General features: G+C 39.3%; 8 protein-coding genes. 1 reads left to right on the plus strand and 7 read right to left on the minus strand.

Going from position 1 to position 21957, the window contains the following annotated elements:
• Positions 1-39: 39 nt before the first annotated feature.
• Positions 40-13560 carry a putative Ig domain-containing protein gene (locus AN34_RS15710; protein ID WP_082468437.1) on the minus strand — a complete coding sequence of 4507 codons (13521 nt, stop codon included), beginning with the start codon at positions 13558-13560 and terminating at the stop codon, positions 40-42.
• A gap of 214 nt (positions 13561-13774) precedes the next feature.
• On the opposite strand from AN34_RS15710, the gene AN34_RS15715 reads away from it, so the two are divergent.
• Positions 13775-16354 carry a hypothetical protein gene (locus tag AN34_RS15715; RefSeq protein ID WP_029286911.1) on the plus strand — a complete coding sequence of 860 codons (2580 nt, stop codon included), beginning with the start codon at positions 13775-13777 and terminating at the stop codon, positions 16352-16354.
• A 150-nt stretch (positions 16355-16504) separates the two neighbouring features.
• On the opposite strand, the gene AN34_RS15720 is transcribed toward AN34_RS15715, so the two are convergent.
• The 6 genes from AN34_RS15720 to AN34_RS15745 form a co-directional block, all read right to left on the minus strand.
• Positions 16505-17344 carry an OmpA family protein gene (locus tag AN34_RS15720; protein ID WP_029286912.1) on the minus strand — a complete coding sequence of 280 codons (840 nt, stop codon included), beginning with the start codon at positions 17342-17344 and terminating at the stop codon, positions 16505-16507.
• Positions 17345-17401: 57 nt separating this feature from the next.
• Entirely contained in the window at positions 17402-18064 is a 663-nt protein-coding gene (locus AN34_RS15725) for a DUF2461 domain-containing protein (RefSeq protein ID WP_029286913.1), read from the minus strand.
• A 139-nt stretch (positions 18065-18203) separates the two neighbouring features.
• Positions 18204-18602, minus strand: coding sequence for a hypothetical protein (locus AN34_RS15730; RefSeq protein ID WP_029286914.1), 399 nt, complete (start codon positions 18600-18602; stop codon positions 18204-18206).
• A gap of 3 nt (positions 18603-18605) precedes the next feature.
• A complete protein-coding gene (locus AN34_RS15735) occupies positions 18606-18878 on the minus strand; it encodes a hypothetical protein (RefSeq protein ID WP_029286915.1) in 273 nt (90 codons plus the stop codon).
• Positions 18879-19154: 276 nt separating this feature from the next.
• Positions 19155-20192, minus strand: a complete 1038-nt coding sequence (locus tag AN34_RS15740; protein WP_157263333.1) for a hypothetical protein — start codon at positions 20190-20192, stop codon at positions 19155-19157.
• A 230-nt stretch (positions 20193-20422) separates the two neighbouring features.
• Positions 20423-21943, minus strand: a complete 1521-nt coding sequence (locus AN34_RS15745) for a WG repeat-containing protein (protein WP_029286917.1) — start codon at positions 21941-21943, stop codon at positions 20423-20425.
• Positions 21944-21957 lie beyond the last annotated feature (14 nt).

Genomic DNA, 21957 nt, shown 5'->3' on the forward strand with positions numbered 1-21957 from the left:
TATTAAATTTTATCTGTTTATAATTTATCCTGCTCATCACTATCTAATTAAGGTTATTGTTCCTTTTTTCATGGTGCTGGTACCATCTGCAAAATCAACCTCTACCATGTATACGTATACGCCCACTGGCTGATTAATACCTTTAAATGTTCCATCCCAGCCATTAGCCATATTATCAGACTGGAATATTAATTGACCCCACTGGGTAAATACGGTCATTCTGGCTGATGCGATGGTTGTTCCATAAATCAGGAAGGTATCATTCTTACCATCATTATTTGGAGTAAATGCATTCGGAATATAAATCTGATTGCCGAGTGGATTGGTAGCTTTCCCAGTTACCGGACTTGAATTGGCACTGGTTTGGCAAGCCAACTGACCTTTAGCCCTTACAATAATGGTAACACTTTGATCTGGTTTTAAACCCGCAGCCAGGTAACTCGTTCCTGCCGTGGCTTGCCAGGTTAATCCGTTATCAGTAGAAATCTCATAACCTAATGCACCATTTATGGCTACCCATGCAAATGTTACACTATTAGGAGTGGTGGATTGTACCACAACCGAAGGCGTAGCCAACACAGGGAGAACCGTTACCATAACTGGTGTCCTCGTTGCACTTGCACAACCACCAACGGCAATACTTTCTACATAAAAGATGGTTGTTGCGGTGATGTTTGGCGTAGTAAACGTAACCCCTTCACCTAACACATTTCCATTAGCACTTACATTGTACCATCTGTAAATGATTCCCGGTACCGGATTATTTACAGTTAATATGGTATTGCTGCCTGCGCAGATTATTCCATTAGCTGGCGTTGCTGATGCTGGCGCGGCTGGCACAGGTAAGGCCACTACATTTACCGGAGTTCTTGATGCTGAAGTACAAGATCCATTTGCTCCTTCAACGTAATAGGTTACATTGGTTGTGATGGTTGGTGTGGTAAATGAAATACCTGTTCCTGCAAGGGTGCCACCAGTTGCCGAAGTATACCAGTTATAAACTGCACCTGCTTGTGGATTAGTTACCGTTAGGATGGCTGCATTTCCTATACACACATTTACATTGGTAGCATTAACAACCGGAACTGCAGGTTTTTGATTTACAGTAACCGTAACTTTCACTCTACCACCATTGTTATTACAGCCTCCGGCATTTACTGCTGCCACATAATAATCGGTAGTAGCGGTTAAGGCTGGGGTATTGTAGGTTGAGCCCGTGAATAATAAGTTTCCACCTACGGCAGCACTGTACCATTCGTATGTAACGCCAGTTTGTGCATTGCTGATGACCAATTGTGTAGCTTCTCCAGAACAAATGCTTGTTCCGGTATTGGCAACTACCGGATTATTTGGTGCACTGTTTACCATAACGGCTATTGCTAAACCATTACCCGAAGCATTTTCGCATTTATTATCGCCTTTAACACTTACATAATAGGTGGTATTGGCTGTTAAAACTGGAGTAGTAAACACGCTGCCAACAAATACTGGTGAGGTTAATGCAACATCACTGTACCAGGTAAATACTGGGTTGGTTACAGTATTCGTACTTGCTGTTAATACTGCAGCAACATTTCCGCAAACAGATCTGTTTCCACTTACGGTAACATCAGCCTGCACCGCTCTTGGGTTTACGGTAACGGTAATGGCTTTGGCATTAGCAGCCGAATTTTCACATTTGTTGGTGCCTTTAACCGTTACATAATAAGTAGTGTTAGCCGTTAATGCTGGTGTATTAAAGATTGGACCAACAAAGGCAACACTGGTTAATGAAGCATCATTATACCAGGTAAATACCGGATTGGTAACCGTAGTAGAACTGGCATTGATAGTTGCAGTTCCTGAACCACATATTACTGTTGGTGCAGATAACGCAATACCTGCTGCTGTTGCCGCTTCATTTACATTTACAGTGATTACCCTGGCTGTAGATGCAGAACTCTCGCATCTGTTGTCTCCTTTAACCGTCAGGTAATATCTAGTGGTTGCGTTTAATGATGGTGTATTAAATGTTGCACCAACAAAGGCTACAGAGGTTAGGGCTGCATCAGTGTACCAGGTAAATACCGGATTAGTTACTGTTGTGGTTGTTGCAATGAGTGTAGCACCCGATCCCGCACAAATGGTCGCATCACTTGCTGAAACATCTGCAGCACCTGCAATTGGCGTAACGGTAAGCGCTACTGCTAATGCACTTCCTGATGCATTTTCACATTTATTATCGCCCCTAACCGTTACATAGTAAGTAGTATTGGTGGTTAATACCGGAGTAGTAAACACACTACCTGTAAACACTACTGATGTTAAAGCGGCATCACTATACCAGGTAAACACCGGATTGGTTACCGTAGTACTACCTGCGGTTAACACAGTTGCTACGTTTCCGCATATTGATTTTGATCCATTCACGGTAATATCTGCTTGTACCGCCCGTGGATTGATGGTTACTGTAACTGGTTTAGCATTTGCAGCCGAATTTTCACATTTGTTAGTGCCTTTTACCGTCACATAATAAGTGGTGCTTGCTGTGAGCAATGGGGTATTAAAAATCGGACCAACAAAGGCAACACTGGTCAGCGAAGCATCATTATACCAGGTAAATACCGGATTGGTTACCGTAGTTGAACTGGCGTTGATGGTTGCGTTTCCTGAACCACATATTACTGCTGGAGCAGATAGCGTAATATCTGCCGCAGTTGCTGCATCATTAACATTTACAACAATTACCCTCGCTGTAGCTGCTGAACTTTCACATCTGTTATCTCCTTTAACCGTTAGGTAATATCTAGTGGTTACATTTAATGCAGGTGTATTGAATGTTGCACCTACAAAAGCAACAGAAGTTAGGGCTGCATCAGTATACCAGGTATATGTTGGGTTGGTAACTGTTGTTGTATTGGCCACGAGAACTGCTGATGTACCCTGGCAAATAGTTGCATCATTTGCAGTCACATCTGCAGCACCTGCAACTGGCGTAATGGTGATGGTTACCGGTTTACCCGTATTTGCAGCATTCTCACATTTATTATCACCTCGAACAGTTACATAATAAGTGGTTGTTGCATTTAAAACAGGTGTGGTGAAAACACTGCCAATAAAATTGATGTTGGTTAAGGCTGCATCACTATACCAGGTAAATACCGGGTTGGTTACCGTTGGAGAGCTTGCGGTTAAAGTTGCACCTACGCCTGAACAGGTATTGGTATTACCATTCACAATCACATCGGTTGTAGTAGCCAGCGGATTAACCGTTACCACAACGGCCTTCGCATCAGCTGCCGTGTTTTCACATTTATTTGCCCCTTTAACAGTTAAGTAATACGTTGTCGTTGTGGTTAACCCATTCACCGTAAATGTTGGTCCTACAAATGCCACACTGGTTAAGGATGCATCATTGTACCAGGTAAATACAGGTTGAGTTACGGTTAAGCTCGATGCCATTAACATCGTTGTAGAACCAGCACAGATTTGAGTGTTTGCCACCGCAATATCTGCTGCTGTGGCATATGGTTTTACAGTTACTGTAACTACAGCAACCGCATTTGCCAGATTCTCACATTTATTATCACCTTTTACCGTTACATAATAACTTGTTGTATTGGTTAATACTGGTGTAGTAAATGATGCACCAACATAAGCTACTGAAGTTAAGGCGGCATCACTGTACCAGGTGTAAACCGGGTTAGTTACGGTAGTGCTTGATGCCGATAGCTGGGTGGTAGCCCCCTGACAAATCGAAGTGATTCCATTCAGGTTAATATCTGCGGCAGTGGCAAAAGGATTTACCGTTATGGTTATTGCCCGAGCCAATGCTGCAGTGTTCTCACACCTGTTATCACCCTTAACTGTTACATAAAAGGTAGTGGTAGTGGTTAATACAGGCGTTGTAAATTGAGCCGTTGTGTTTACCGGAATGGTTAAAGCGGCATCGCTATACCAGGTAAATACCGGATTAATAACAGTTGTGCTACTGGCTGATAAGGTTACAGTTGAACCTCCACAAATAGATGTTGGTCCTGCCAGATTCAGATCGGATGGTGATGCTACCGGATTAGTGGTAATCGTTACTTCCTGTGCATTTCCCGGTGTATTGGCACATTTGTTATCGCCCCTAACGGTTACATAATATTTAGTTGTACCAGTAATGGTTGGTGTAGTAAATGCAGCAGAATTACTCACTACCTGGGTTAAACCGGCATCACTATACCAGGTAAACACCGGGTTAGTAACGCTTGTGCTCGAAGCAGTTATTGTAGTGGTTGCTGAAACACATAATGCCGTATTTCCTGTAACCGTGATATCAGATGCTAATGCAGCTGGAAGCACTGTAATAGATGCTTTTGTTCTGGTTGGATTGCTACAGCCATTTGCATTTACAGCTTCTACATAGTAATCATAAGTTCCGGCAGGTAAACTGGCAGACGTTACAAAACTACTGTTATTGGTAACCAACATATTGCCATTTACAGGGGCATCATACCAGTTATAAGTATTGCCCGCTACAGGAATAACGGTTAGCGTAGCTGATGAATTGATACAAGTACTTGCCGGATTGGTTGAAGAAAGTACCGGTGGCGCTGGAGGAGCCAAAATGGTTACCGTAACTTTTACTTTAATGCTTTCGCAACCATTGGCATTGGCACTTACGGCATATTCGTGGGTACCTGCCGCCAATACCGGATCAGTTATAAATGTTGCTCCATCCTTACCGGTTTGATATACGCCACCCAAATACCATTTATAAATAATTCCTGGCTGAGGATTTTGTACACTCAACGTAGCTGAAGCGCCCTGACAGGCACTACCCGTGGTGGAAGTTACCGTTGGTGCCAGAATACTTCTTTGTGCATAATCAAAATTCACAGAATTTAACGCACCGAGTAAGCCAGAACCTAATCTCAATTCTACACCGTCAAATCGACTAGCTGGCACGAAAGTAAGTATGGCAGAATTTCCTCCGTTCAGTAAATTCAGACTAATTAATGGATTAGAGATGGCTACGCCATCGTTATTTGAAGCATTGCCCTGATACGTTGTTAAGGTTAAGTTTGATAGTAATCCAACAGAAATTAATTGGCCTGGAGTGGTAATTTTTACCCTTAACGTATCGCCAACATTTGATAATGTAGGAAAACCCAATTGCTGAAATACAGACGAACCCAATAAGCCAACCGGAATCACCAGACTTGATCCCGTATTAACATCACCATCAATTGCCTGAATTGGATTAATGACACCTGCACCAATGGTAATTCCACCAGCTACACCATTGGTTTGAGTAGTTGCTGCCCCGCAAGGTGTTGGTACCGGAGTACCATTAGGAATTACAGTCACCACAACTTCTGCTCTCGCAATGGCAGTACATCCGCCAGGGATAGTAGCCTCTACATAGAAGGTTGTAGTGGTTGATAATGGATCTGTTACATAATTTTCTCCTGTAAAAATTGGAGTGGTTCCGTTTGCTGTAGTATACCAATTAATGGTGGCACCTGCAGTACTTGATGTTGCTCTTAATGCGGCCACAGCACCTTGAGAAATGGTAACGGCAGATGGAGTAATTACCGGAATATCTATATTACCAATGGCAATGGTTGCAGTTGCTCTTGCAGATGCCGCACCACAACTATTAACAGCTTCTACAGTATAAGTGGTGTTACTGGTTACATTAGCAATGGTAAATGTTGCACCGTCTAATCCTGCCTGGTATATATTTGCGGCATCATACCATTTATAAATAGTGCCTGCAACAGGATTTTTGACTTGCAATACCACACCAGTATTGATACAGGTATTCACATCCGGATTTAATAATTCTGGCGTAACCGGCGCTGGATTAGTGATTACGTTGACCACTGTTTTAGCGCTTACACAGCCTGATGCTGATACCGCAGCTACAAAAAAACGGGTATCGCCGGTTAAAACCGGAGTGGTAAAAATAATCCCGTCGTTACCTGTTAAATAAGTTCCCGCAGCATCATACCACCTGTAAGTTAAGCTTGACGATGGATTGTTAACCACCAGCTGCGTGGTTTGACCCACACATGCAGTTACATTTGATGAAACCACCGCTGGTGCCACCAAAATGCGTTGGGCATAATTAAAGTTAATTGAGGTAAGCACACCCAAAGCGCCACCATTTAAACGTACTTCAACAGCATCAAAGCTTGTTGCAGGTACGAATGTAACAAGCGCTTGTGTATCGCCATTTAATAATTGAACATTTAAAAGGTTGTTATTTAAAAATCTTGAATCACCATTACTGTTGGTTCCAAGGTAACTGGTGATTTGTGCATTACCCAATAAGCTAAGTGAAAGCAGCCTTCCTGGTGAAGAAACCAGTACCCGAACCGTATCGCCTGCATTTGAAACAGTACCAAAGCTTGCTCTCTGGTAAACCGAAGCACCTAATGCTCCTACTGGTAGCACCAACGAAGAAGCTGTTTGTGTATCATTATCAATCGCCAATGCGGGATTAAATACGCCTGCCAGCAATGCTACTCCGGTAACGCCATTGGTTTGTGCAACAGCTGCCTCACAAGGAACAACATTCGGAGTATTGTTCCCATCTACATTAATGGTTACCTGAATCCTGCTGGCTGAGGTACATCCGTTAGCCGATACGGTTTCTACAAAATAACTGGTTGTGGTGGTTAATGGTGGCGTTACATAAGTAGCACCCGTGTAAATTGGTGTAGTTGCATTTGCCGAATTGTACCAATTAAAGGTAACCGAAGGATCGGTAGAAGTTGCCGTTAAAATAACGGTTTGACCAGGTGCAACGGTTGATGCGCTTGCAGTAACGACAGGCAAGGCCGGACGTGGATTTACAGTTACAGCTACAGTTGCCCGGGTGGCACTTGTGCAACTTCCCTGAGCAGCTTCTACATAATAAATAGCATTAGCGTTTAATACTGGTGTGGTCACCACTGCCCCGGTAAACAATAAGTTTCCTCCGGTTGGAGCATCATACCAGTTATAAGTAATACCAGCAAGCGGATTGGTAACAGATAGTGTGGCAGCATTACCAGCACAATAAGTAGCTACTGTTGACACTATTGGCGTAGCCAGCGCAGGTGTTACAGTTATCGTTACCGGAATGCGTAAAGTGTTAGGGCAATTACCTTTAGATACCTGTATGTAATAAGTGGTAGTTGCGGTTAAGGCCGGCGTGGTAAAAGTTCCACCAGTTGCCAGTTGGGTACCTCCTGTTGGCGCATTATACCAGGCTAAAGTGGTACCAGCACTTGCGGTAGCTGCAAGTGTAGCAGTACTACCAGCACAAATGGTTTGCGCACCAGCGGTAACAGTTGGATTAGGATACACCATTGTTGCCCCGTAAATATCTAAGCTGGTTACGGCAGAAACCAAGGCACCAATTCTAACTTCAACCCGATCAAAAGTACCACCAGCAGCTAAGGTTGCAGCAAAACGGCTTCCGCTCAGTAACTGAAGATTTAATAAAGAAGAACCCAGTTGAACCGTTCTAACTACTGTTGTTCCATTCAGGATATTAACAGTTACATTGTTCAGCAACTGAAGATCCAACAATCCACCCGGCAAAGCCAGATCTAATCGGACGCTATCTGTAGCAGAACCAGCTGTTGGGAAAATTAATTGCTGATACCCTGTTGAAGCCACACCGGCACCTAAAGTAATCCGGGTGAAATTTGTCGCATCGTTATCTGTTGAATTACCCGCACCAGTTATTCCGCATAACAGACATAAACCAGTGATACCGCTGTTTTGAGTATTTGCTGCATTACAGGCAGTCCCTGTTCCGCCCGGAATTACAGTAACCGTTACCGGAACACGACTTGCACTCACGCAGCCGGCCTGATTGGTGGTTTCAACATAATAGGTAGTGCTGGCATTAAGAACAGGTGTAACGAAAGAAGTTCCGGTACCTACCTGTGTACCACCTGTTGGCGCATCAAACCAGGCAATGGTATTTCCTGCATCAACAGTTGCCAATAAGATAGTAGACTGTTCGGCATTAATGACCTGACTGTTCGTAGTTACCGTAGCCAGTGTTGCAGATGGATTAACAGAAACTGTTACCGCCGTTCTGGTGCTTACTGCTGTACCAGATACCGCTTCCACATAGAATACGGTTTCAGCAGTAACCGCCGGTGTAACAAACACACCAGTATTATTGGCAGCTAACGGTGTATTTCCAGTAGATGCATACCAGTTATAAGTAACGCCTGATTGGATATTACTAACGGTTAATGTGACTGATGAACCTGCACAAACGGTAGCCGCAGCCACAATTGGTGCCCTTACGGTTACTGTTAGGCTATAACCTGTGGTCGCCTTATTGCCATTTGCATCGGTAGCTGTTAAGGAAACGGTAAACGTTCCACCTACAGTTGGCGTACCCGTTATTTCTCTCGTAGTGGTATTAAAGGATAATCCTGCCGGAAGATTTGTAGCCAGATAAGTATATGGCCCTGTGCCACCTGTTACCGCAGGAAGTGCTACCGCCGGATAGCTATCTCCAACCACGCCATTTGGCAAGGTTGCGCTTGGTAAATTTAAAGCACCAATTACCGTAAGGTTATAATTATTTGATGCTGTTCTATTCTGGCTATCCGTAACAGTTACCGAAACAACATAATTACCGGCCTGTGTTGGCGTACCTGTGATGTTTCTGGTTACCGGATCAAATGATAAGCCCGCAGGAAGATTGGTGGCAACATAACTGTATGGCCCTACTCCACCAAGAGCAGCCGGAATATTCTGAACAGGATAAGCCACGTTTTCATTGCCATCAGCCAGGCTAACCGGTGGCAATACCAACGGATCAATAATTGAAATGCTGTAATTGGTCGTTGCTGTTTTACCAGTAGCATCAGTTACGGTAACCGGAATACTGAAGGTCCCAGACTCACCGGGCGTACCTGTAATTTCTCTGGTAGTGCTGTTAAAAGTTAAACCCAAAGGAAGGCCTGTGGCCGAATAGGTATATGGAGTTGTTCCACCTGTTGCCGACGGAATACTTTGAGCAGGATAAACAGATCCTTTGGTTCCACTGGCTAAAGTAGCAGGTGGCAAAACTAATGGATCATTAACCTTAAGTGTATAATTAGCGGTAAAGGTAATTCCATTTGCATCAGTTACTGTTACTGGAATAGTATAGTTGCCAATTTGTGTTGGAGTACCAGAAATTTCTCTTGTTGTCGGATCAAAAATTAATCCCGGAGGAAGACTGTTCGCTGTATAAGTATAAGGACCAGTTCCTCCTGCTGCGGCTGGAAGGGTTTGAGGAACATAAACTGCTCCGGTAACACCATCTGGCAATGTCCCTGCAGCCAATGATAAGGCTGGCGTTACAGTTAAGTTGAATGTTGCCGTTACACTACAATTTTTAGTATCTGTAACCACTACGGAGAACGTAGGTGCACCTGTTGCTGTTGGTGTTCCGCTGATTAAACCTGTTGAGGATAAAGTTAATCCGGCTGGAAGCGTACTTCCTGATGCCAGCGCATAAGTAAACCCAGGTGTTCCGCCTGTTGCTACCGGAAGTGGTTTGCTGTATGGCGATGCAATCGTTGCATTAGTAAGTGTCGTTCCATTAAAAACAATAGCCGGATTTACCGTAACCACAACAGGAATACGTGTAGTATTCGCACAATTTGCCTTATTGATCTGAATGTAATAAGTAGTGGTAGCAGTAATTGCCGGAGTGGTGAAGGTTTCACCTGCACCTAATTGTGTTCCTCCAGTTGGGGCATTAAACCAGGTTAAAGTTGTACCTCCATTTGCTGTTGCCGTTAAAGTAGCCGTGCCACCAGCGCAAATTGACTGTGCACCGGATGTGATGGTTGGATGTGGATAGATAACCGTTGTGCCATAAATATCTAAGCTACTTAATGCTGATACCAATGCACCAAAGCTCACCTGAACACGATCATAAACACCGCCTGCTAATACGGTAGCAGCAAATCTGTTTCCACCTAATAGTGTGAGATTTAATAAGTTTCCATTAATTTGAACAGTTCTGACAACGTTGGCTCCGTTTAATACACTTACCGTAATATTATTTAGAAGGCTAACATCTGCAAGACCTCCAGGCAAGCCCAGGTCTAAACGGATACTATCCGTTGCAGCACCAGCGGCAGGGAAAATCAATTGTTGATAGCCTGTGGCACCCACGCCAACAGCCAGTGAAATTCTGGTAAAATTATTAACATCGGCATCAGTAGAGTTGCCTGCACCATTAACTGAACATAATAAACAAGTGCCATTTATGCCTGTATTCTGACTGCTAGCCGCATTACATGCCGTATTTCCTCCACCTGTGATAACGATAACTAAAACAGGAACACGCGTAGCATTGATACAACCTGTGGCACTTGTGGTTTGCACATAATAGGTTGTGCTGGTTTGTAAAGTTGGTGTTGTAAATGAAGTACCTACGCCAACCTGATTTCCACCAGTGGCCGCATCATACCAGGCAATTGTATTGCCAGAATCAGCAGTAGCGGTTAAAGTGGTAGTTTGACCAGCATTAATGACCTGGTTGCTGGTAGTTACCGTAGCTAAAGTAGCTGGTGGATTAACAGAAACCGTAACAGAAGTTCTGGAACTCACCGCGGTACCCGAAAATGCTTCCACAAAAAAAGTAGTTTGAGAAGTAACTGCCGGAGTGGCAAAGGTACCTGATGAACTGGTTTGTAAAACGGAGTTTCCTGCTGGCCCATATAACCTGTAAGAAACATTTGGCAATACATTACTAACGGTTAAGGAAGCAACCGAACCGGAGCAAACTGTTGCAGACGCCACCACCGGAGCATTTACATCTACTGTTATGCTATAAGATGTGGTGGCTTTATTGTTGTTGGCATCTGTTGCCGTAACCTGAACATTAAAAGTACCCCCTACAGATGGTGTCCCGGTGATAACTCTTGTTGATGGATCAAAGGTTAAACCTGGAGGCAGGTTTACCGCTGCATAAGTATATGGTGCAGTTCCGCCATTTACAGCGGGTATAGTTTGAGCTGGGTACCCGGTTCCAACAATTCCATTTGGTAAAGTAGATGATGGTAAGCTAAGTGTACCAATTACTTTAATTGGATAAGTATTAGTTGCTATTCTGCCTTCGCTGTCGGTTGCGGTTATCGATATAGAATAATTACCTGCCTGAGTAGGCGTCCCGGTTAATTGTCTGTTTATTGGATTATAGCTTAATCCAGCTGGAAGATTAGCAGCTACATAAGTATATGGCCCTACACCTCCAGTTGCTTGTGGAAGTGTTTGTGTGGCATAAAATACATTTTCCGTACCATCAGGAAGTGCAGCAGATGGCAACACCAGGGGATTAATTACAGTAAGTGCATAATTTGTGGCAGCTGTTTTTCCATCTGCATCAGTGGCCGTAACAGCTACTGTAAAAGAACCATCAACAGTTGGTGTACCAGTAATTGCCCGGGTAACCGGATTAAAAGCTAAACCTGCAGGCAAACCTGTAGCCACATAGGTATAAGGTGTTGTTCCGCCTGTTGCGGATGGAATAAACTGTGGCGTATATACCATTCCTTTGGTTCCCATGGCAAGCGTTGCAGGAGGCAATACAAATGGATCGGTAATTTTAATGCTGTAATTTGCAGTGATGGTATTTCCATTGGCATCCGCTACTGTAACCGGAATGGTATAACTGCCTGGTGTTGTAGGTGTACCTGTGATTGCTCTTGTTGCCGGATTAAATGTTAAACCAGACGGAAGGGGATTTGCAACAGTATAGGTGTAAGGCCCGGTTCCGCCTGCAGCCGCAGGAATAATTTGCGTTGGATAAGTAGTACCTGTGATGCCTTCGGGCAAGTTTCCTGACTGTAATGTTAGGGCAGCGGTAACAGTAACTGTGTATGCAGCGGTAACGGTACAACCTTTTAAATCTGTTGCAACGATAGAAAAGTTATATAAGTTAGGTACTGTTGGCGTACCACTGATCGTTCCATTGGCAGAAAGTGATAATCCGGTTGGTAAAGTACTGCCTGAGGCTAAAGTGTAGTTAAAACCTGTCGTACCGCCAGTTGCTGGGGTAATTTGCTGGTTGTAAGCGAACTGACTGGTCGCATTTACTAAGGTAGCCCCTGCAAATGTAATTTGTGGGTTTACAGTAATGACTACAGGAACCCGTACCGATTCAGTGGTACAATTTAAACGTCTTGCTGCTACATAATAAATTTTATTGGCCGTTAAAGCTGGTGTGGTAAATCCACCATTATAAGCAACTGTGGCTAAAGAAGTACCCCCTTGCAAAGCATCATACCAAATTAATTCATTTGTATTGGCGGTGGTAGCCGTTAAAACTACCGGAGCATTGTAACAGGCAGCTACCGCATTACTTGCCGGAGCGGTAAAGGTAGGTCTTCCGGCAGATCGTGTTAATCCGTAAACATCAATCGTTTGTGTTAAATTTGCATTTACAAGTGATGATAGCGTAACTTTTACCCGATCGAAAGATCTCCCGGGTGAGAATGGGACGGAAACAATTGATCCGTTATTAAGTAGCGTAAGCAACTCCAAATTTAGTAACGCAGGATCTAGTGTTTGGGTGAAAACTTCATCAATTCCATTGTAAGCTGTAACCCTGATATTATTTAAGAGACCTAGTGTTAAAAGTGCAGGTGACGTTTTAAACCTCAAATTAAAATCATCAGTCGCATTGGATGGTGTGGTAAAATAAAAATTCTGACTGGCTGTTCCAGCAACAGCGGCAACTCCAAGGCTAATTTGTGAAAAGTTATTTTGATCTGTGTCTATTGCCCGTTCACTATTGATCACACCTGAATTTCCCAAACGCAAAGCGTCCAGGGTAATACCTGTTCCTTCAAAACTGGTAGCAAAGGCTTGTGCACAAGGATCCGTTCCTGAAGTATAGAAGGCATAGTAAACTTTAGTATTGTTATTTACGCCCAGTAAAGCAGCATTGGTAATATCCCGGATGAGCACCCGGTCATAAATCTGGTTCGGCGTAATCGCTACATAAAACCTTCCTAAACCATCTTTTACCAAACGTAGGTTATTATTGGTAAACTGTCCGCTACTGGCTCCATCCGTAATAATGCTACCTGCAGCATTTTTAGCTGCAATGTAGAAACTATGATTTCCTAAAACTACGTTCCCCAAAACGTTAGCCAGCAAACCGCCCAAATTACCGCCTAAAAGTGCGTTTAATAAATCAGGATCGGAATCTATCCTGATATAAGTGGTCGTATTTGCAGGAATGTTAGATGGAAACTTTAATTCGAGTTCACCGTTGTAAGCTAAAATATTTAAAGCAATACCACCAGATGATTTTACTGTTGCAAAGGTATTCTCATCATTAGTGATCGCGTTTATAGCATTATCTACCGTAGTAACAGAACATGCACCTAAACCCAATGGGCCACAACCTGTAAGACTGGTGGCATTGCCTGAGGCCGTTACCGAATTTGCATAAATTTTTGTTTGTGCATACGATTTGGAATACAAGAGCGTTATTAAAACGATGACCACAAATTTTAACAAATTGCGGATTATCCCAGTTAAGGATATTGTAGTAGAGGTTTTCATCATTCCAGGCGTTATTTAGGGTGACATTGTACAATTAAATTCCGTAGTACTTTGGCAACAAATCTACATTCCGGACAATAACCTGTCTTATCCATTACTATTCATTGTTTGGCTTTCCTATTCCATTCATTTCATTCATACTCGCATTTGTTACTCAAATCATTTCTGCTATTGTTAAAATTTAATGACATTAGCGTAGTCATCATCTCTATAATTAATGAACTCAAATGAACTCCTTATTGAACTCAGGAAGTTTGTACTTACAAAATCTGGATTACGAAATATTGATCCGGCTCATTGTAAGGTAATTTCTGAGTACGTATTCCAGGAAACCAAAAACTATGTTAGTGAAACCACTATCAAGCGTTTTTTTGGTTTTGCAAATACGTTGCATAAATTTTCTTTGTTTACATTGAACAGCTTGTCTCAATATGTTGGCTATTCCGATTGGGATGCTTTCATGAGAGACAAAAAGGATCATGTATCTGTTACCCAAAGCTTATGGCAAACCTTAAAACTAAAGGCAAGGGCGATTACAGATACCTCTCTGGTAATCAAAAAAAACAATTCAGGTGTACCATTTGAGTCTACTTCAAAGCGAAGTTTTTATTATCCCGATTTCGATTACTTTTTAAAAAATAATTATCAGTTTGCTACGGTGAGTGCGCAACCAGGGCATGGCAAATCCATACTAATGGCTCATTTGGTAGAGCATTTTTTTAATTCAGAACAAGCTCCCTATAAAAATGATATTGTTTTACTGATCAATTCAGAAGTGATCATGTCGACTATTCAGGCTGGATTATCATTAAATGAATGGTTTTTTAAGGAATTTAATTTTCCCAGTGTGAGTGATATGATCATTCATTTTAAAAATAATCCAAATCAAAAAGAAGGGCGGTTCATTATTATTATTGATGGCATAGATGATTACCTGTCAAGCAATATTAGATTTAAATTATTTATAGATTTTCTATATAGTATTGAGGAAAACAACTTTTTTAAAACGGTAATTAGTGTTAGAACCCATACCTGGATAAATCTTCAACCGGCTTTAACAGGATCTGCTTTTTTAACAAAATCCTGGTATACAGGCGTATTCTATGATGAGGAAACGATGAGCAATGTTCCACCGCTCAGTGTTAAAGAAATTTTATATACCCTAAGTCATATTGAAAAAAAGCCCATTACCATAAGCGATATCAGTCAGCCATTAATTACACAGTTTAAAACTCCTTTCTGGCTACAGGTTTACTTTAAACTTTCTACTGAGTTTATAAGTCTGGAACTGGAAGATCCATTGTTATGCTATGAGTTAATTAATTACTTTCTCGAGAAAAAAATCTTTCTTGCTAAAAAAAGTACTGAAAAAATCTTCTTGCTGAAAAAAATTACTGAGCACATTTCTCAGGGAAACAAAGGTTTACGGGTGGCAAAGGAGAATATACTCAGCTATATTGACAGTTACCCTGATGCATATGAAGAATTGTTATACACCGGGATTTTAATTGAAGAAAAGCGATTTAGCACCGTTGTACCAACAGAAATAATTCGTTTTCTAAACGATGATATTTATATATATTTTTTATTCATACAAATCACAGAGATTTTTAAATATAAGTCTAGCAAGGCATTTTTCGAATACATATTACAAAACTTCTCGCCCAAAACAGTATTAAGAAACAACATCCTAAACTGGTCTGTAAGGTTTTGTGTGAACAGAAATGAGATAGCCGAGCTTAAAAACATATTAATGCTCCCATTTACCAATGAAGAAAAGAACAAAGCTTTTGATTTCATTTGTAGTGTTGCAAAATATGAGCTGAATAAACCCAATTCGATGTTTAATAAACAAAGCATCGGGCAGGATTTTATTGATCTGATGGCTTCTGGCAGAACCATGAGCAAATTGTATAAGGAAACGATTAAGAATATTTCTGATAATGTATTAAATCAGGATATACAAATCATGCTGCACATCATTGAATGTAACATCCTGCTGATCGATATTGATAAGGCTTCTTTGGTAAATACCATGCAATTATTAAAGCGGAATTATAAGAGGCTAAATGAACTTTTCCCCATCAATCCGTATGATTTAATCTTATATTTTTATAATAATTTAATCAATAAGCCAAATGAAGGCCGCTCGCTCGAAGATAAAATCATTAAGCTTTGCCATTTCATAGACCAAAGCCCACCATTACGCAATGAAGCACTTACCAGTGCTGAAATACTTTGCTATCGCCTGGTATTGCTTACTCTGTTTGCACAAAAAAATTATGCAGAATGCCATCGGTTTATTATGGCAATCCTAAACAAATACCCAAACATTTTTTATATCAGAAACTCTGTATTCTCACCATTTTTATTAATTCATTTAGGTCATACCTATCTTAAACTAAATTATTATAAAAAGGCACAAAGAATTGTTGATTTTCTTGATAAAATAATCAAATGTGATTACACTTATTATACACCGTTCATTTCAGTTGGTTTTTTTATCTTCAAAGCCAGTTTTTACAATTGCATTCACCATTATGAACAGTCCATTATTGAAAGCAGTAAAGGTTTAGAAATTGCAGAAAGAGAAGATTTTAAAATGCTGGAGGTAGCGCTATACCTATTAAAAATAGATTCACTTAAACATACTGATGTACCCGAAGAAGTATCAAATATCATTAAGGAACTGTTAAACTTTTTATCCCACCATAAAATCTCCATGCCTGATTATACCAATTTAAATGGAGGAGACTTTGAGCAAACATTTAAAGTATTAAAATCATATCGAAAATAAAAGAGCCAGTATCATAAATCCGAAATGTTATCATGGGTCTGTTGAAGAACTCGTAAAAAATCTCATTAACAGTGTTTCGACAAGCTCAACGTGACAAATCCTGATATAACTGAAATAAATTAATACTTACCAATACAGCACCCAATCCTTTTATTTGATGAGGTTGTAAAGTTCATCCAGCTTCGGCGACAGTACAATTTCTATTCTTCTGTTTTTGCTTCTACTTTCAGCAGTGGTATTAGCGCCTAATGGCTGAAATTCACCCTTTCCTGTAGCTGTCATCCTTACACTTTCTACCTTCTCATTTTCAGTTAAATAGCGCACAACAGATGTTGCTCTTAATACACTCAAATCCCAGTTATCTTTAATTTGCCCCAGGTTATTAATTTTTTGATTATCCGTATGACCTTCCACTGCGATATTGATTTCTGGTTGTTGCTTTAACACATTAGCCAGCTGGGTTAAAGCTTGCTTACCTTTTTCATCAATGATGATACTTCCCGAAGGAAATAAAAGTTTATCTGTTAAGGAAACGTATACCTTACCATTTTTAATTTCTACAGTTAAGCCACTTTTCGTAAAGCCTAATAAAGCCTGTTGTAATTTTTCTTTTAATGAATTGGTAGCCTCATCACGTTTACGCAATACCTCTTCAACTTCTTTTAACCGCTTTTCCCTCGCGGCTAAATCGCCTGATAATTTGGTTATTTCGCTACTAGAATTGTTTTTAAGTTTCTTGTAATTGGCATCAATTTCATTATAGTTATTTTGAATATCTCTTAACTCTTCAGCCATCATTGTCGTATCCTTTTTTAGTCTCGATACTTCTTTTTCCAGATTTTCTATTTTAACCAGGCCTTCATTAAAAGCAGTATATAAAGAATCTTTGCTTCCTAACAATGCCTTATACTTTTTGGGCGATAGAACTACACATGATGTTAGTGATGAAATGAACAATAGAAGTGCAAAAGCTAAAAAGGTATTTTTCATTTTTAAGTATTGAGATTTAGGTTATTAACGATTATTGAGTGTTAAGCCTTTTTAGGGCTATTGTTCAATAGCATTCCGTAAAAATGCAACTAATGGTTGAACAGTTGCAAAAGAACTTATCAACTTATTAACGAGTTCTGACTTAAAAAATTCTTCATCATCCAATTTCATCGTTGCTTCGAAACTTTTGAGTTTTAAATATTCAATGTTTGGATCAGAAGGATCATAACCCTTGGGTGCATTTTTTAAAGCATTTGAAGTGCCTAACTTAAAGTTGCTTTTAAAATTTTTATCGTTAATAATCTCTTCAAAATCATTGATATTATAATCAATCTCCTGTCTGATCAGTTTAAGATCTGGTGCATCAGGCATCCAGTAACCACCAGCTATAAAGCTATTACCAGGCTGAATATGCAGGTAATAGCCTGGTCCGTTTCCTCCCTTGCCTTTTGCAGAGAACCAGATGCCAAAGTTATTTTTATAAGGGTCTTTATTTTTGCTAAAACGAACATCGCGGTAAATGCGCATTAAACTTTTTTTGGGATCAGTATCTGCAGAAATCAGCGGATCTACTTTAGCAAGTTCGGGTATAAGCGCAGCAACCATATTTAAAACGTCTTGCCTGGCATCTTCATATTTTGATTTATTTTCGGCAAACCATTCCCGGTTATTGTGGCTGGCCACATCTTTTATAAATTTTAAGGTCTCTTTCTTTAACATAGATGAGGTATTAATCTGTTAAGCTATCAAGTTGGTAAGGTGTGAAGTTGATCATCTGGTTAGGTGGCAAGCTGGATTTAGCTGATTAAATAATAAGCTATCAACATTTCACCAGATCTCTACCTAACTTTTGCCATCCTTACTTATCATAATATGGCTTATACTTGATGTTGGGTGATAAAACATGCAGCAATATTATTCGCGAATACCGGTAATTAAAAGGATATAGAATAAAGCATCCGGCAAAAATTACAATCAGATAATGCCAGAAGGTTGCATCAGTTAAGGGGCCAAAAATGAGATAAGTTACAAAACTCGCAAGGAGCATTTCAATCACATTCATAGCATAACTTACGTACATGGCCGCGTAAAAATAGCCAGGTTCTATTTCTATCCTTTGCGCACAATGACCGCAAACTATTTTGGTATGCTGAATATTCCACCCATACATGCTACCTGTAAAAACATCACCTCTGCGGCAATGCGGACATTTACAATGCACAATGGCATAAAGTTTAGAGGTTGTTTGTTCAGCCATGAGTTAATTCATATGAAATGGCTCTTTTTTCATTTCCAGATGAATATTTTTCTTCCGATATTTTTTATACCAAACCACGCCAACAACAATAGCCATTAAATATGGAATAGCTAAGAGATAAAGTACACCAGTATTTAAACCGGCAGAAACAGTGTTGCCATTTTTATTACCCTGCTCTGCATTAATGCTGCACATGGCACACTGCGCATTCACCTGTAACACGGTTACAAAGTTTAGTAACGCTAGAAATAAGACGAAAATAATTTTCCTTTTCATGTTCACAAATATACAGATTTAACGAATGGAGCAGGTTAAAAATTATGTCATAAAAAACGTGCTTTTAAAGGTTTTAAAGTTGGGGTATGGCTATAATAATCATAAAATTAAAAAGTTGTTTTCCCATCATTCTCTGCAACCAGGTTAATACTCAGTTTCTTAATTTTTTGTTCACAAAATCCTTTTGCAAACAAAATAGTTCACCTTTTAAACGTTAAAACGATGGTTGATTTTCTATAATCACGAACATTTATCCCCAAGCTGTCAAATCAAAAATTAAAAAAAAGGGTTATCGTCAAACCCTGCACTTTTATACAAAATCCTAAAAGTGTCTTTACCTTTTGGAATATAAAGGTATAATTTGTAAATATATATATTTGGATCTTCATATTGACCCTTAATTTCTCCCCATATTGGAGATCTTTTCAAAAATTTTCTATCCTCATTTTTCTGTTCCAGGCATACAATTTTACCATTGCCATAAAGCTTCATACGATAATTTTCCATGGGTTTAATTTTAAACCCTGGAAATAAGAAAAGTTCTTTCTCTTCCTCCCTTTTGGCTTCCAAAGTTTCTTTATCCATATACAAAGACAATACTTCGGCTATATCGCTTTTAAATCCAAGTCTAGCGTAATCATTAATTTTTTTATCCCGAATCAATTCCCAATAATAGTGGTAAGCTTTTTCCGTTTTGGCCAACAATAATTTTTGGTCTAATTTGCGAAGGTCTTCACTATCTGTATCATCATGAATGGTATATGGAACCTCAGCATCAAAAGTGATGGTATATTCATAAATATCTTTACCAGAAGCTATAAATGTTTTTCCGTCAGCTTTTATGGCAGACTTATGGCTGAAAATATGTTTTTCGTTTTTATAAGCGTTTATCCTGTCTGATTCATTACGCCCAACTAATTCAATTTTTATGCTGGTAGCATCGGCAAGTTGCTTAGCGCTGTCTTTATCTGATTTTTTCGGGTATAAACGATAGGTAAATGACTGCTTGCCAGATTTACTGATATATGGATTTATGCAAACTGGATAGCCTACCGCAGCCTCATCATCAAAACTAAAAACAGGTATATCATTTACCAAAAACTCATAGGAGCATTCATTATTGGTGACACTAAAATAATATTGTATTCCTTCTAAAGCAGGTTTTATAAATGCTGCTTCTTTTTGTATATAGTTCTGTGCTGTAATTTTATCAAGATTAGCATCAGTAATAGGAGGTTGTTCAACAGTATTCCTATTGCCATCACAGTTAAGCAGCAAGCATGCAACTAAACAAAAAAACAGTGTTCTCATCATCGTTATTAAATTTTAAATGTATTTCTGCTTTAGGGATATCAGCAATATTTAACTTATCACATTTTTTCTGTAGGGATGATAGGTAAATAATATCAAACTTCATTTTACTCTTAGAAAATCTCAAATTATTAGAAATTCATTTGCTTTTAGAGACATGAAGATAGAATTTGGTAAAATCATGTCTGCCTTGCCTATTTTATGAATATAAGTTGATTTCAAGCATAAAATATTTATGCTATTCTTTTTGTTTTTACTTCAAGAAGAGCGCCTTTTTCGTTAAAAATTTTTACACCTTTTTGATTCGAGCGTTCGCAAATAATAGTTTCATTTGAAAATGTTATATGATCGTATTCTAATGGAATGATAAGTTTCCCCGTCTCACTATCTGCAACTCCTAATTTATCTATTGTTCCGCCATCTGCCTGCCGAATTGGTTTTCCTACAATTATCAGCCTGGGGTGGTCCCGCTGTAAAGTATAGGAATTTAGTTCATAATTAGATTTCACTAACCGCTTATTTTTCTTATCTACCCAATAGAGGGTATTTGCAGATTCGTTTTCATTTAATGCTACCTCCACATAATTTTTTACAAAATTATGCTGACTAATGTCATGATAAATGGGTTTTACCAACCATTTACCATTCCAATCAACGATCCCTTTTTTTCCAGTTTTTGCATCTTCGCAAATTACATAACCTGTTTCTTTGTACCTGCCCATTTTAAATTTTGGGATAGAATAGGTATGTACACTTTCTACAGATTTATCATTTTGGGCGACAGAAACAATTATCTTACTTATTGTTGCAGAAAAATAGATTGATTTGGTTATGAATCCGTTAGATTGTGAATCGCTTTGCATTGGTTCAGATTCCAAGAATTTTAGCAGTTCGTTTTCCGAATTAATTTTGCCCTCCGAAATTTTATCTTTAGCATTCTTTAAAGCTTTCTCCAACTCTTCAAGTTGTTTCATTTGTTGCGTGGACTCAAATGTCTGTGATCCTTTGGTTGTTAAATATTTACCATTTTTGTAAAGTGCATTTATTTCTATTTTTTCTGCTAGTGTAGCGGGTACATTATAGGTAAATTCATTATTTTTAAATTCAAGAATTTTGATATCGCCCTTATCTGTTTTTATTATTTTTTGGTTTTTTTCCAAATAATAATCCTTTGTACTCGTAAAATTGGTAATTACTTTTGCTTCTATTCCTACTATAGGTTTGCTGTTGCGTTGAAAAAAATATAATCCGCTATTTATCATTTTATCATTTTCAAAATATGGTATTTTCTTTGCGTTTGATTTATTAAGGATTGCGGTTGAAGCATTTTCGTTCGTGCCGTCTGCATACATTACCCTTTGAATTTCGAATTTCGGTTTGCGATTTGGATTATGATTAAAATAAAAATTATCAAAACCTAATAATCTAACTAATTCAAATTCATCATAATCAATCAAAAAGAAACTATTTGGAAATCTACTAGTTGTTTCTATTTCCAATGAATCGAAAAATGAGGAATTGTAACTACTTTTATCTTTAAAAGCAGTAATATCTGTACTTAATTCCTTTTCGGGAATGGGTTCAACCGAAATTTTAATAGAATTAAGCTTAATAGCACTATCTAATTCAGCAATTTTATCGTCTACTTTTTTCAGCAATTCTTTATTTTTTCCATTACAAGACACGATCAAGAGTAACAGTATTGCGAATAAAAGTTTTTGGATTTTGAGGTTATTAGTTAAGCTATTAATCATTTTTGTTCTTACTT

The sequence above is a fragment of the Pedobacter sp. R20-19 genome (assembly GCF_000708265.2).
Classification (GTDB): Bacteria; Bacteroidota; Bacteroidia; order Sphingobacteriales; family Sphingobacteriaceae; genus Pedobacter.